This window comes from Novosphingobium sp. SG754 (genome assembly GCF_013149315.1).
GTDB lineage: Bacteria > Pseudomonadota > Alphaproteobacteria > Sphingomonadales > Sphingomonadaceae > Novosphingobium > Novosphingobium capsulatum.
Genome location: NZ_JABGCC010000002.1, coordinates 168,627 through 182,071, shown reverse-complemented (window position 1 = coordinate 182,071; position 13,445 = coordinate 168,627). Strand labels below are relative to the sequence as shown.

Annotated in this window: 11 protein-coding genes; 3 read left to right on the top strand and 8 right to left on the bottom strand. The window is 67.4% G+C overall.

The window, feature by feature from the left end:
• Nucleotides 1–18: 18 nt before the first annotated feature.
• Genes FHW97_RS05410 through betC form a run of 4 tightly spaced genes read right to left on the bottom strand, consistent with a single transcriptional unit; the run spans nucleotide 19 to nucleotide 4,074 of the window.
• Complete coding sequence (locus FHW97_RS05410; protein ID WP_054130365.1) at nucleotides 19–486, bottom strand: Lrp/AsnC family transcriptional regulator; 468 nt, start codon at nucleotides 484–486, stop codon at nucleotides 19–21.
• A gap of 44 nt (nucleotides 487–530) precedes the next feature.
• On the bottom strand, nucleotides 531–1,265 hold the full coding sequence (hutC, locus tag FHW97_RS05405) for a histidine utilization repressor (RefSeq protein WP_022677598.1): 735 nt from the start codon (nucleotides 1,263–1,265) through the stop codon (nucleotides 531–533).
• A 51-nt stretch (nucleotides 1,266–1,316) separates the two neighbouring features.
• Entirely contained in the window at nucleotides 1,317–2,498 is a 1,182-nt protein-coding gene (locus FHW97_RS05400) for an MFS transporter (RefSeq protein WP_171798310.1), read from the bottom strand.
• Nucleotides 2,499–2,556: 58 nt separating this feature from the next.
• The gene (gene betC / locus FHW97_RS05395) at nucleotides 2,557–4,074 is read right to left on the bottom strand and encodes a choline-sulfatase (RefSeq protein ID WP_171798309.1); all 1,518 of its coding nucleotides are present in this window, start codon (nucleotides 4,072–4,074) and stop codon (nucleotides 2,557–2,559) included.
• A 90-nt stretch (nucleotides 4,075–4,164) separates the two neighbouring features.
• Between betC and FHW97_RS05390 the strand changes: the two genes are divergently transcribed.
• Nucleotides 4,165–5,079 carry a LysR substrate-binding domain-containing protein gene (locus tag FHW97_RS05390; protein ID WP_171798308.1) on the top strand — a complete coding sequence of 305 codons (915 nt, stop codon included), beginning with the start codon at nucleotides 4,165–4,167 and terminating at the stop codon, nucleotides 5,077–5,079.
• Nucleotides 5,080–5,228: 149 nt separating this feature from the next.
• Here FHW97_RS05390 and FHW97_RS05385 read toward each other — a convergent pair whose 3' ends face one another.
• The 4 genes from FHW97_RS05385 to FHW97_RS05370 are packed head-to-tail and all read right to left on the bottom strand — an operon-like array spanning nucleotide 5,229 to nucleotide 10,060.
• On the bottom strand, nucleotides 5,229–6,335 hold the full coding sequence (locus FHW97_RS05385) for an HPP family protein (RefSeq protein ID WP_370525339.1): 1,107 nt from the start codon (nucleotides 6,333–6,335) through the stop codon (nucleotides 5,229–5,231).
• A gap of 29 nt (nucleotides 6,336–6,364) precedes the next feature.
• The gene (locus FHW97_RS05380; protein WP_171798307.1) at nucleotides 6,365–6,814 is read right to left on the bottom strand and encodes a MarR family winged helix-turn-helix transcriptional regulator; all 450 of its coding nucleotides are present in this window, start codon (nucleotides 6,812–6,814) and stop codon (nucleotides 6,365–6,367) included.
• Between the two features lie 15 nt (nucleotides 6,815–6,829).
• On the bottom strand, nucleotides 6,830–8,614 hold the full coding sequence (locus tag FHW97_RS05375) for a chloride channel protein (RefSeq protein WP_253941615.1): 1,785 nt from the start codon (nucleotides 8,612–8,614) through the stop codon (nucleotides 6,830–6,832).
• Between the two features lie 45 nt (nucleotides 8,615–8,659).
• A complete protein-coding gene (locus FHW97_RS05370) occupies nucleotides 8,660–10,060 on the bottom strand; it encodes a glycoside hydrolase family 130 protein (RefSeq protein WP_253941614.1) in 1,401 nt (466 codons plus the stop codon).
• A 152-nt stretch (nucleotides 10,061–10,212) separates the two neighbouring features.
• On the opposite strand from FHW97_RS05370, the gene tkt reads away from it, so the two are divergent.
• Nucleotides 10,213–12,312: a transketolase gene (tkt, locus tag FHW97_RS05365; protein WP_171798306.1), complete on the top strand. Its 2,100-nt coding sequence runs from the start codon at nucleotides 10,213–10,215 to the stop codon at nucleotides 12,310–12,312.
• Nucleotides 12,313–12,365: 53 nt separating this feature from the next.
• A complete protein-coding gene (gene gnd, locus FHW97_RS05360) occupies nucleotides 12,366–13,352 on the top strand; it encodes a phosphogluconate dehydrogenase (NAD(+)-dependent, decarboxylating) (protein WP_327195994.1) in 987 nt (328 codons plus the stop codon).
• Nucleotides 13,353–13,445 lie beyond the last annotated feature (93 nt).

Genomic DNA, 13,445 nt, shown 5'->3' with positions numbered 1-13,445 from the left:
ACGGAGCCCTTGAACGCGTCAACCATGCGGCGCAGGCAATGGCAGCGCGGTGGTCCGCTTGATCCGGTCGAGCACGATGGACGAGCGCAAGTTAGCCACATCGCCATGGCCCAGGATCTCTTCGTTGAGCAGGGTCGTGAAGGCGGCCAAATCGTGCGCCACGATGCGCAGCAGATAGTCCGCGTCCCCGGTCAGGGCGCAGCAATCGACCACGGCGGGCAGGCCGGCAATTCGCTCGTGAAAGCCGCCCACCACCTCGCGCGCATAGGACGCCATGGTCACGGTGACATAGGCCTCGACCCCCAGGCCCAGCGCCGCTTCGTCGAGCAGGGCTACCTGCCCCCGGATTACCCCGGTTTCGCGGAGGCGGGCGATGCGGCGCGAACATTGCGAGGGCGAAAGGTGCACCGCCTCTGCCAGATCGGCATGGCTGGCCGAGGCATCGGCCTGAAGATGCGCAAGAATGCGGTGATCGATCCTATCCATGCGCTGATCGTGCAGCATCTGCAGGATCAGCGCAAGATCACGGCTTATCGGGTCGGGCCGAACCGCGCCACGAGTTCATAGGCGCCGGCCACGAATGTCTGACGCACGAACGTGACGCTATCGGCCCCGCGCCAGGTGTGCCGCGCCACCACCAGGCAGGCGGCACCCGCAGCAACGCCCAGGGCGCGCGCCTGGTCGCGGCTGGCCGACACCGCGCCGATGCGGTTTTCCGCCTCGGTCCAGGGAATGTGCCGCAACAGCCAGCCGCCAGGGGGATCGGTGGTGAAATCCACCTCGGCCATGCCGGGAACCAGCGCCAGGTTGATCACGCGCTCTTCCAATGCCAGCGGCGCGCCATCGGCCAGGTGCAGGCCCGACAGCCGCAGGATCGGGCCGACCGGGCCGAGTTCGGCCGCCGCTTCCGCATCGCTGGCGGTATCGCCCAGGCTGCGCGACAGCAGGCGAAAGCCATAGGCCTGCCCGCGCCCCTGCACTTCCTGCGCCAGATCGGGAATATCCAGCACCATGGAAACCGTGCGCGGCCGCGCCACGAATGTGCCGGCACGCTTGCGCCGATCGAGCAACCCGCTTTCCGCCAGACGTGACAGCGCCTTGTTCACCGTCATCCGCGCGCAGCCATAGTGCGCCATCAGTTCCAGTTCCGAGGGGATGCGTTCGCCCGGGCGCAGGTCACCGGCCAGGATGCGGCCCTCGATTTCCTGGCGGATGCGCTCGTGCATCGGCAGGGCGGGCGGCGAAGGATCGGCAGCGGCGGTCATTCCCCCAGCACAGAGAGCGCCCCAGCCACACTGTCAAGGGCGCAGACCATCTCAGGGACAGTGCGGCCGGGCGCGCGCCAGCGGCATGGCCAGGCCCAGCGCCAGCGCGCAACCGGCAAACCCCACCAGCCCAACCCCGGCAAACGATCCCGTGGCATCGGCCAGCAGGCCCGCCCCCAGCGCGCCGACCGATTGCGCCAGCAGCCAGGTGGCCGTCATCATCACCGCCAGCCGGCCATCGGGTTCCTGGTCATAGGCCAGGCCCAGCAACATCGGATAGGCGATGAACCAGCTGGCATTGAACACCACCAGCGCCACGGCAAAGACCCAGGCAATGCCCGCCGTGGTCAACAGCGCGCACGACAGCGCACAGGCAATCAGCCCACCGCCCAATAGCGCGCGGCGCGGCAGGCGGGTGATCGCCACGGCCAGCGCTGCATTGCCCAGGGCGCTGGTGATCGTGGCGAGCGATTGAAACCAGCCAAACGTGGTGGCGGGCAGGCCAATGGCGTGGGCGGCGCGTTCCATGAACGGCCAGATCGACAGGCTGCCCCCGGCAAACAGGCCCATGGCCAGCAACAGGCGCCATCCCGCCGGGCTGATCGGCCGCTGCGCCCTCGCGCCGGCAGGCTTGGGCAGGGCCGTGGCCGGCAGCGCCAGCGTGCCCAGGCCGAGCAGCAAGGACAGACCAGCCAGCGCGCCAAACATCGCCATCAGGCCATGGCGCGCCGCCACTTGCGGCAAGGCAATGTTGACCAGGGCAAACAGCACGGTCTGGCAGGCGATCCCCACCGAAATGGCCCGCGCCGGATGCGCGGTGCGCCCGGCGGCAAGGTTGACCGCCCCGTTCATCACGCCAAAGCCAAAGCCGGTGGCCAGCCGCCCGGCCAGCAGCAGCGGCAGCAATCCGGCCAGCCCGGAAAGCGCCTGGGCCGCCACCACCAGCACCGTGCTGCCCAGCGCCAACCAACGCGGCGCCAGCCGGTTGCCCCAACGCGCCACGCCCAGCATCGCCGCGCCATAGGCCAGCGTTTCCAGCATCGCGAACAGGCCCATCGCCCCGGCGGTAAAGCCATAGGCATCGATCAACCCGCCCACCAGGAAGGTGGTGAAATTGTTGCCGATATGCGCCGCGGCCGTGCCCGCACCAATCGCCGCGAGCGAGAGCGCCGGGCGCGGGCCGCCAGATCCCGCCGCCACAGTGCCGGGGGCCGCATCGGCCGATCCTGCCATCGCTACCCCCATTGCCGCGTCCCCCCGTATGTGCGCGATGCGCTGGCCTGCCAGGCGATCAATCGAAGCGCACGCGCGGGAAGCGCGCAACCGCTTCCAGCAACTCCAGATCCATATGCGCGCGGATATACTCGCGCGAGGCATCGCGCGGCACCTGGTGGTCCCAATGGGTCAAGGCCCCGGCCGCATTGGCCAGCGCCACCAGATGGCGGCGTTTCTGGCTGGCCAGCACCTGCGTTTCGATCAGCGGCAGGTTCCAGCGCTCGGCCACTTCGGCGCGCAGCGCGGCCACGCGCTCGGCCTGGGCCGGCTCTGCTGCCAGGTTGCAGGTCTCGTCAGGATCGTCGGCGAGGTTGTAAAGCTGGTCAGGATCGGCGGGGCAATGCACGAACTTCCAGTCGCCGCGCCGGATCATCACCACTGGCGCGATCGCCCCTTCGCCCAGGTATTCGCCCAGCGCCAGGTCATGCCCGTCTTCGCCGCGCAGATGCGGCACCAGGCTGTGCCCGTCGATCGGGGCCGCGTCGGCGGGCGGCAATCCCGCCAGATCGAGCAGCGTGGGCAGGATATCGAGGGTGGATACCGCCGCCTCTACCCGCCGCGCGGCAAAGCGGGCCGGGGCATGGACCAGCAGCGGCACCCGCGCGGCGTTTTCGAAGAAGTTCATCTTGTACCACAGCCCACGCTCGCCCAGCATCTCGCCGTGATCGCCGCTCACCACCACCACGGTGTTTTCAGCCAGGCCGGTTTCTTCCAGCGTATCGAGAATCAAGCCGAACTGTTCGTCGACAAAGCTGATCGCGCCGAAATAGGCGCGCCGCGCGGCCCGCACCTGTTCCTCGGTCACCGGCATCAGGTCGATGCCGCACACATGGCGCAGCCGCTGCGCATGGGGATCATCAACCACGTCGCCGCGCCCGATGCGCGGCATGGGGATTTCGACGCCGTCATAGAGATCCCAATAGCGGCGCTGGATGGCAAAGGGATCGTGCGGATGGGTGAGCGAGGCGACCAGGAAAAACGGCCGCTTCGCCGGATCACGCGCAATGTCGAACAGCTTGCGCCGCGCGGTGAAAACCACTTCTTCGTCGAAATCGATCTGGTTGGTGCGCACCGTCGGCCCGGCGGTGACGACCGAATCCATCGAGTGATACCAGGTTGGCCGATCATCGGGGCGCGACCAGTCGGGCGTCCAGCCGAAATCGGCGGGATAGATGTCTGTGGTCAGCCGCTCTTCAAACCCGTGCAACTGATCTGGGCCAACGAAATGCATCTTGCCCGCCAGGATCGTGTGCCACCCGCCAGCGCGCAGATAATGCGCCATGGTGGGCGTATCGGCGGCAAATTCGGCGGCATTGTCATAGGCACCGATGCGCGAGGGCAACTGGCTGGCCATCAGCGAAAAGCGCGAGGGCGCACACAGCGGGCTGGGGCAATAGGCATTGGCAAAGACCACGCCACGTTCTGCCAGCGCCGCCAGCCGTGGCGCATGGACCGGCCATTGCCCCATGAACGGCAAGGCATCGGCCATCATCTGGTCGGCCATGAGGAAGAGAAAATTCGGCACCTCGGTCATCCCCATCAATCCCTTCTGGCAAATCGCAAGGCATAAGCTAGAACCAAGGCAGAGCAGCGGTGAAGCCGTTGTCTGCTTAAGGGGGCATAAGTGGAGCTTGCGCCTGGAACCTATGCACGCCTGCCTCTGCGCGGCCTTCTGGTGTTCGAGGCTGCGGCCCGGCGCGGCACCTTTTCGGGCGCGGCACGCGAACTGGCGATGACCCAGGCCGCGATCAGCCAGCATATCGGCCATCTTGAGGCAGAACTGGGCGTGACGCTGTTTGCCCGGCACCACCGCGGCGTGGAACTGACGCAGGCGGGAGAGCGGCTGCTGCCCCGCGTGGAAGAAGGGCTGCAGTCCCTGGCCAGCGGCGTGGCCAGCGCGCGGCGGCACAAGGGCGCCCGCACTGTCACGATCCTCACCGATTTCGGCTTTGCCGCATGGTGGCTGATGCCGCGCATCGGCGAATTGAGCGACCTGATGCCCGAGGTGGAAATCCGCCTGATCACCTGGCAGGGGACCAGCGACGCGCTGGGCACGGAGTTCGACCTTGCCGTGCTGTTCGGCAATGGCCAATGGCCCGGCTGCCGCGCCCATCGCCTGTTTGCCGAAGAGGTCTTCCCGGTCTGCGCGCCGAGTTATCTGGGCACGCGCACGACCCCGCTCCCCCCGGCAGAGCTGGCCGGCATGCGCCTGCTGCATCTGCGCGGCGCGGGGCCAACCCGCTGGTTCGACTGGGCAGACTGGTTTGCCGGCATGGGCGTGCCACCGCCCGCCACCAAGCAGGAACTGGCGTTCAACAACTATCAGATCGTGCTGCAGGCCGTGATGCTTGGCCAGGGCGTGGCACTGGGCTGGTCCCCGCTGATCGACGACCTGGTGCGCGCCGGCAGCCTGGTGCGCCTGACCGAGCGGCCACTATCAAGCCCGCGTGGCTACCATCTGGTAGAGCCACTGTCCCGCCCCCTTCCCGCCGACGTGGCGCGAGTCAACGCGTGGCTGCGCCAGGCCGCCGCGCGGTAGGGGTTCGCCTGACGGGATGCGCCGACAAAACAGCGGGCCGCCGGATCAAGTCCGGGGTGACGAGGAAATGTAGATAATCTATGAACTTACCGTCACCCCGGACTTGATCCGGGGTCCGCTTGAACCTTTTGGATCATAGCTGCAACGTCTCATCCCGCATGCCGCGTGATTTCCTCGGCGATGTGCCCGCGCCACAGGGCGGCAAGCAGGTCGGTTTGGGCAATCAGGCCGAGGAAGCGGCCTTGCCCGTCCACCACCACGGCTTCGCGGTGCAAGCCTGCCGACAGGATCGGCAGCAGTTCATCGATCGCGCGATCCGGGCTGGCCAGGCACGGGGCTGCGTCCATCACAGACGCAACCGTTGCATCCTGCCCAGCGCTGGCGGCGGCCACAGCCAGTTGATCGGCGCGCAACAGGCCGGCAACATGGCCGTCGGCCCGCACCACCGGCAGGCTTTCGCGATGGGCAGCCAGCGTGCGCGCCGCCACATCCAACAGCGCGTCGGGGGCGATCGTGGTGGCGTCAGCCCGCATGATCTGTTCGCAGCGGATCACCCCGTGCAGGCGGCGATAGGCGCGCCCCTCCACCTGGCGGAACAGCGCGTCGAGGTCTTCGCTGCTGACGTCGAGCAGTTCATCGTATTGCGCCAGCACCGCTTCCACGTCCGCCATGGTATAGCCGGCGGCCGGCGCAGTGGCGGGGTCTGCCACGGCGCGAACATGGTGGGGATAATTGCCCCTGGTGCCGAGGTTATAGAGCCAGCCGGCCGCCACCAGCAGCAGGCAGTTGATGGCCACTGGCATCAGCGCGAAATGCCAGCCGGCCACCGCGATCGCCGGGCCACCGATCACCGCCGTCAGCGCCACCGCGCCGCCGGGCGGATGCAGGCAGCGCAGCAGGCTCATCATCACGATGGCGCTGGCCACCGCCAGACCAGCGGCAAGGGTCGGATCGCCCAGAGACCCTGCCCAGAAGATGCCGCACAGCGCCGAAACCGTGTTGCCGCCGATGATCGCCCAGGGCTGCGCCAGCGGGCTGGCCGGCACGCCGAACAGCAGCACGGCCGAGGCGCCCATCGGCGCCACCAGCAGCGGCACCGATACCGCCTGCCCCGCTGCCCAGCGATGCATGACAAAGCCCGTGATGAAAATGCCGAACACGGCACCGATAAAGGCATGAACCAGCCGCCAGGCCGCCGGGCGTGGCTGCACCCCCGCCCAGCCAAAGGCGCCATGCCAACGCGCGCTTGTGCTCACGCCCCGTAGTCTCCCCCGTGCATTGTCCCTTATCCCTCCTGCGCCGCGCCGCCGATGCGGTCAACGCGCGCCAACAGCGCCGTCAGCATGGGGCGCAAGCGCCTGATCTCTTCACGGTGCACCGCCGAAAGCGCCGCCAGCGCCGCATCGGCCTGCTGCGTCAATGCCAGCAGCGCCTGGCGGCGATCGTTTGGAGCCGGCCGCCGCTCTACCAGGCCCAGCGCGACCAGGCGATCGATCAGGCCCGTGGCGCTGTGCGGCTTGAGGATCAGCCGCTCGGCCACATGGCCCACGGTTACCGTGCCTGCCTGCCCGGCGCGAATGGCCAGCAGCGCCTGGTGCTGTTGCGGAGTTAGCCCGGCGGCCTGGGCGTGCGCCTCGCTAAAGGCGTGGAACTGGCGCAGGGCAAAGCGAAAATCGGCCAGCGCGGCATAGTCTTCATCGCCCAGCGGCGCTGGTACAGGATCAGGCTTGGTCATCGGCGGCGCGTCTCTTCAGGCAGGCATGGCGGCAAAGCGGCTGCGGGCGGTTTCGGCCTGCTGCGCGCGGTGCCGTGCCTTGAGCAGATCGTGCCGCGTGACAAGCCCGATTACGCGGCCGCTGCCCGGTTCCACCACCGGCAGGCGGCCCTCGCCGCTTTCCAGGATCAGATCGGCCACCGCACCCGCCGGCGTATCGGCATGCACCACCATCTGCCCGGCGTCAGACACGGCATCGGCCAGGCGCACCTCGGCCAGGGCCAGGTCGCCCTGCCAGCGCAGCGGATCGGCGCGTGACACCATGCCGAGCAGCACCCCGCCATGATCGACCACGGGATAGCTGCGATAGCGCGCCGGGCCCGAAAGGAATTGCGTCGCCTGCGCGATCGTCATCGTGCCGGGCAGGGTATCGACGCCTTGGGCCATGATCTGCCCGGCCTGAACCAGATCGAGCGGATCGACCGTGTATTCCTGCAGGATATGCCGGCCACGCCGCGCGATCTTTTCGGTCAGGATGGAACGCCGCATGATCAGCACGCTGGCGCCATAGGCAGCCCCTGCGGCCAGCAGCGCCGCGGGCAGCAGGTCAAACCGCCCGGTAAGCTCTGCGGCAAACAGCGCGCCGGTTAGCGGTGCGCGCATCGCCCCGCTCATGATCGCGGCCATGCCCAGCAGCGCCCAGGCCGCCGCCCCGCCGGGCAACACCTGCCCCGCCAGGAACCCGGCCGCGCCGCCCAGGATCAGCAATGGCGCCAGAACGCCGCCCGACGTGCCCGATCCCAGCGCCACCAGCCACACCGTCGCTTTGAGCAACAGCAGCGTCAGCACCACCCGCACCGGCAGGGCGCCATCCAGCAGCGCCTGGATCGTGCCATAGCCCGCACCCAGCACGCGCGCATCGGCGAGGCCACCCAGGCCCACGGCCACCGCACCCAGCGCAGGCCACCACATCCAGTGCAGCGGCAGGCGGTGGAACAGGTCTTCCACGCGATAGAGCAGCCACGACAGCGCCGCCGCTTCCAGCCCGACGACCACGCCCAGCGCCAGGGCACCGGCCAGGCCCACCACGCCCGGTACCGGGGCCACGCCAGCCGCCAGGGCAAACATCGGCCCCGCGCCCAGCAGCAGCGGCCGCCAGGCATGGGCCACCAGCGCGGCCATCACCACCGGCACGAAGCTGCGTGGCTTCCATTCGAACAGCAGCACTTCCACCGCCAGCAGCACGGCAGCGAGCGGAGTGGCAAAGATCGCGGTCATCCCGGCTGCGGCGCCCGCCACCAGCAGTGTCTTGCGCTCGGCCGCGCTCAAGTGAAAGCACTGCGCAAACAGCGAACCGATCGCCCCGCCGGTCATGATGATCGGCCCCTCGGCGCCAAACGGGCCGCCGCTGCCGATCGAGATGGCGGACGATAATGGCTTGAGCAACGCGACCTTGAGCGAGAGCCGGCTTTCGCCATAGAGGATCGTCTCGATCGCCTCGGGAATGCCGTGGCCCCTGATCTTGTCAGAGCCATAGCGCGCCATCACGCCCACGATCAGGCTGCCCACCACCGGCACTGCCACGATCAACACGCCCAGATGGGCGTCACCGGGAACGACGGGCGCCGTGGACAGCCGGCCAAACCAGAACAGGTTGGTGGCGATGGCGATCAACCGCATCAGCGCCCAGGCACCCAGCGCGCCGCCGGTGCCCACCACCATGGCCATCGCCGCCAGCACCACCATGCGCATATCGGCGCTGTGATCGGCCTTGCGCCAGCGCGGCGCGGCCCATTCGCGGGATGATGTGTGATCTGCCATGGCGTTCTCCTCGGCGCCGGCAGTTATATCGTAATGCGATATAGGTCAATCCATCTCCGCCAGCAGTGGATCGAGATCGCAACTGACAAAGCTCGCGAAGTTGTCGGCAATGCCATAAGGCACCAGCAGGCGGCGGCCGAGCACCAGGCTGCCGCAGCTATAGACCACATTGGGCACATAGCCGTCGCGCTGTTCCGGGCCGGGGCGCAGCAGCGGCAGCCGCGCCCGGCCCAGCACGCGCGAGGGATCATCACGATCGAGCAGCACCGCGCCGATGGTATAGTTGCGCACCGGGCCCACGCCATGAGTCATCAGCAGCCAGCCCTCGTCGATCTCGATCGGCGGGCCACAATTGCCCATCTGCACGAATTCCCAGACATGGCGCGGGCAGACAATCCGCTCCGCCTCGTCCCAGTGCCACAGGCTGTCTGATCGCATCAGCCAGATGTTCTCGTTGTCCTGCCGCCCGATCATAGCATAGTGCCCGCCCACCTTTCGCGGGAACAGCGCCATGCCCTTGTTCACCGCCACGCGCCCGGTCAAGGTGCGGATGTCGAACCGGCGAAAATCGCTGGTCGAGAGCATCTGCGTGTGCCCGGTCACCCCGTCAAATGCGGTAAACGTGCCATGATGGCACAGGCTGCCATCGTCCTGCCTGAACTGCACCAGGCGCAGGTCTTCCAGCCCGCGCGCCTGCGCCGCCGTCATCGGAAAGAGCACGGCTTCCGACACGTCTTGCGCGCTGTCGAAATGCAGGCGCAGCGCTGTGCCATCCTCGTCCTGCGCGTCGATGCGTGGCGAGGCGGCCAATGGCGCGGGCGGATCGATGGTCACCCCGGCATCGCCATCCCAGCAGCCGGTGCGGAAGGTGATCGAGGATACGTGCCCCTCCCCAATGCCGCGCAGCGCGCAGATAAAGCGCATGCCGCCGGGCGGCGCGTCGCTTTGATCAGGGGCTGGCACGATCGTGGGATTGAACAGCGCCGCCGCCTCGAACGCATATTCCTGCAGGAACATGCCGCCCACCAGCAGGCGCTGGCCGATGCCCAGTTGCGCGGTCTGCGGAGCTATGGCGGTGATTTCGCTCACCCGCCGCTCCAGCGTGGCAAGGACATCGCGATGCCGGGCGTCGAGCAGCTCCTTCATATAGGCCAGCGCCTGGGTCACCGCATCATCGCCAAGCCCGGCAACGCGATCGACAATCGCGCGCACGCGGTCACCCGGCTCTTTGCCAAAGCCTTCGGGATAGGCCAGATCGAACGGGCGCAGCACGGTGCGCGTGGCATCGGGTTTGAGCTGCACATGCGCACGCTGCCAGAACCCGACGATCGGCGGCGGCAGCACCGCCGCATCAACCCGCGCGCGCAAGGCATCTTCATCGCTCAGGCTGTCGTTGGGTCGATCGGCAGGGGGCATTACGGCATCCTTCTTGTCGGCAAGCGCCATGCCGCAACAAACGCCGCAGCGCGGCACAGGCTCCTGCACAAAAAGGCAAAAAACGCAGTTGACCCACCACGCCCGCGAAACCGGGCACGCCCTTGGTCGTTGCTTGCCTCATACCCCGCGCGCCGCAGGCCGCCCTATCGGGAAATCCCTTGATGACAGACAGCGCCCCAACCTTTCACCCCCCGGCGGCCGAGATGCAGTCGCACGACGATCGCCTGGCGATCGACACGATCCGCACCCTGGCGATGGACGCAGTGCAGAAGGCCAATTCCGGCCATCCCGGCACGCCAATGGCGCTGGCTCCCGTCGCCTATGCCCTGTGGCGCGATGTGCTGCGCACCGATCCGGCCTGCCCCGATTGGCCCAACCGTGATCGCTTCGTGCTGTCGGTCGGTCATGCTTCGATGCTGCTCTATGCCGTGCTGCATCTCGCCGGCGTGGAAGAAATCGACGCCGATGGCGCCAAGACCGGCAAGCCCGCCGTCAGCCTGGCCGATATCGAGCAGTTCCGCCAGTTGGACAGCAAAACTCCCGGCCACCCGGAATACCGCATGACCACCGGGGTGGAGACCACCACCGGTCCCCTCGGCCAGGGCGTGGCCAATTCTGTAGGCATGGCGATGGCCGAACAGAGCCTGGCCGCGCATTTCAACCGCGATGAATTCCCGCTGTTCGATCATGATATCTATGCCTTGTGCGGCGATGGCGACATGATGGAAGGCGTCTCGGGCGAGGCCGCATCGCTCGCCGGGCACCTGCGCCTGTCAAACCTGTGCTGGATCTATGACAGCAACACGATATCGATCGAAGGGTCGACGCAGATTGCCTTTACCGAGGATGTCGGCGCCCGCTTTGCCGCCTACGGGTGGCAGGTGCTGCATGTTGAGGATGCCAACGATCTGCCCGCCCTACACGCGGCGTTCGCACGTTTTCGCGAAACCACCGACCGCCCGACGCTGATCATCGTCCGCTCGGTGATCGGTTGGGGCAGCCCCCGTGCGGGCAGCGCCAAGGCCCACGGCGAACCGCTGGGCGAAGACGGCGTGCGCGCCACCAAGGCCGCTTATGGCTGGCCGCAGGACAAGGCGTTCTACGTGCCCGATGGCGTGAAGGAAGCGTTTTCCGGCGCGATCGACGCGCGTGGCCGCCCCTTGCGCGAGGCGTGGGAGGCGATGGTCGAACGCTATCGCGCGGTCTATCCCGCCCTGGCCAAGGAGCTGGACCTGCTGCGCGGCGGACGCCTACCCGAAGGCTGGCAGGATGCGCTGCCCAGCTTCCCCGCCGATGCCAAGGGCATGGCTTCGCGCGAGGCGGGCGGCAAAGTGCTCAATGCCTTGGCGCCGCATGTGCCCGCACTGATCGGCGGCGCGGCGGATTTGTCACCATCGACCAAGACCGAGATCACCGGCGCACCGTCGTTCTCGCCAGACGATCGCGCGGGGCGAAACCTGCATTTCGGCGTGCGCGAACATGCCATGGGCGCGATCGCCAACGGCATGGCGCTGTCATACCTGCGGCCCTACACCGCCACGTTCCTGGTCTTTGCCGACTATATGCGAGCACCCATTCGCCTTGCCGCGATCATGGAAGTGCCCACGGTGTTTGTCTTCACGCACGATTCCATCGGCGTGGGCGAGGATGGCCCCACGCACCAGCCGATCGAGCACCTGGCCACGCTGCGCGCCATTCCCGGCCTCGATACCATTCGCCCGGGCGATGCCAACGAAGTGGCCGTGGCCTGGCGCCTGGCGCTGGAAAGCACGCACACGCCCACTGCGCTGATTCTCTCGCGCCAAGCGATCCCCACGCTCGGTCGCAGCGAGATGGCCAGCGCAGAGGGCGTGGCGCGCGGCGCCTATGTCCTCGCTGATTGCCCCGGTGCCGGCGACGCCGATCCCGAGGTGATCCTGATCGGCACGGGTTCCGAACTGCCGCTGGCGGTAGAGGCCTGGCGCAGCCTGTGCGATGAGGGCGTGCGGGCCCGCGTGGTCTCCATGCCCAGCTGGTATCGCTTTGAAAAACAGGATGCCGCCTGGCGCGAAAGCGTGCTGCCGCGTGCAGTTCGCGCCCGCGTGGTGGTGGAACAAGCCGGCTCCCTGGGGTGGGATCGCTATGTCGGCATGGATGGTGCGATGGTCACCATGTCCACCTTCGGCGCCTCGGCCCCGCTTGCCAAACTTCAGGAAAAGTTCGGCTTCACGCGTGACAACGTCGTCAAGCTGGCGCACGAGGCCATCGCGAAAAGCCGCTGAGCCGTCCAGGAACCGGCGCTGGCTCGCGGCCGGATTGAAAAGTTCGACAGGAGATTGCTTGCATGCGTGTTGCCATCATCGGCTTGGGCCGCATGGGCGCCGGGATTGCCCGCCGCCTGATGCGTGCCGGCCATGAAATCGTTGCGTTCGACGTAGCCAAGGAGGCCGTTGCTGCCCTTGCCGAGCATGGCGCGATTGCCGCTACCTCGCTGGAGGATGCCGCCACCAAGTTCGAGGGCCAGAAGGTGTTCTGGGTCATGCTGCCCGCTGGCGAGATCACCGAAACCACCATCGCCCAACTGGCCGATCTTGCCGCCCCTGGCGACATCCTGATCGACGGCGGCAATTCGTTCTACAAGGACGATATCCGCCGCGCCAAGGCCTTGGCCGACAAGGGCATCGCCTATGTTGACGTGGGCACGTCTGGCGGCGTCTGGGGCTTTGACCGCGGCTTCAGCATGATGGTTGGCGGGCCGGCAGAGGCCGTCGCCGTGATCGACCCGATCCTGGAATCGCTGGCCCCGGGCATGGGTGCGATCGAGCGCACTGCCGGCCGTGGTGACGATGCCGATCCGCGCCCGGAAAAGGGCTACCTCCACGCCGGGCCGGCGGGCGCGGGCCATTTCGTCAAGATGGTCCATAACGGCATCGAATACGGCATGATGGCCGCCTTTGCCGAAGGGTTCGACATCCTCAAGGCCAAGGCATCGGACAAACTGCCCGAAGACGAACGCTTTGACCTCAACCTGCCCGACATTGCCGAAACCTGGCGGCGCGGCAGCGTGGTCGCTTCCTGGCTGCTCGATCTGACAGCAGACGCCCTGGCGCGCGACCATGCGCTCGACCAGTTCTCGGGCAACGTGGCGGATTCGGGCGAGGGCCGCTGGACGGTGGAAGCCGCGATGGAAGAAGCGGTGCCGGCCTACGTGCTCTCGGCCGCGCTGTTTGCCCGCTATCGCAGCCGCATGGAAACCACGTTTGGCGACAAGGTCTTGTCGGCCATGCGTTATGGCTTTGGCGGCCACGTCGAACCGAAATGATCGGGCAGCACCTCCCTTGCAAGGGAGGTGCGCCAAATTTAACGATCGTGCATCTGGATTGCACACCCACGCCAATGCACCGCAATCTTTGCA

Bases quoted from the DNA above. Each gene is read 5' to 3' on its own strand.
- FHW97_RS05410 (WP_054130365.1), bottom strand. From the start codon at position 486: ATGGATAGGATCGATCACCGCATTCTTGCGCATCTTCAGGCCGATGCC.
- hutC (WP_022677598.1), bottom strand. From the start codon at position 1,265: ATGACCGCCGCTGCCGATCCTTCGCCGCCCGCCCTGCCGATGCACGAG.
- FHW97_RS05400 (WP_171798310.1), bottom strand. From the start codon at position 2,498: ATGGCAGGATCGGCCGATGCGGCCCCCGGCACTGTGGCGGCGGGATCT.
- betC (WP_171798309.1), bottom strand. From the start codon at position 4,074: ATGACCGAGGTGCCGAATTTTCTCTTCCTCATGGCCGACCAGATGATG.
- FHW97_RS05380 (WP_171798307.1), bottom strand. From the start codon at position 6,814: ATGACCAAGCCTGATCCTGTACCAGCGCCGCTGGGCGATGAAGACTAT.
- FHW97_RS05375 (WP_253941615.1), bottom strand. From the start codon at position 8,614: ATGGCAGATCACACATCATCCCGCGAATGGGCCGCGCCGCGCTGGCGC.
- FHW97_RS05370 (WP_253941614.1), bottom strand. From the start codon at position 10,060: ATGGCGCTTGCCGACAAGAAGGATGCCGTAATGCCCCCTGCCGATCGA.
- tkt (WP_171798306.1), top strand. From the start codon at position 10,213: ATGACAGACAGCGCCCCAACCTTTCACCCCCCGGCGGCCGAGATGCAG.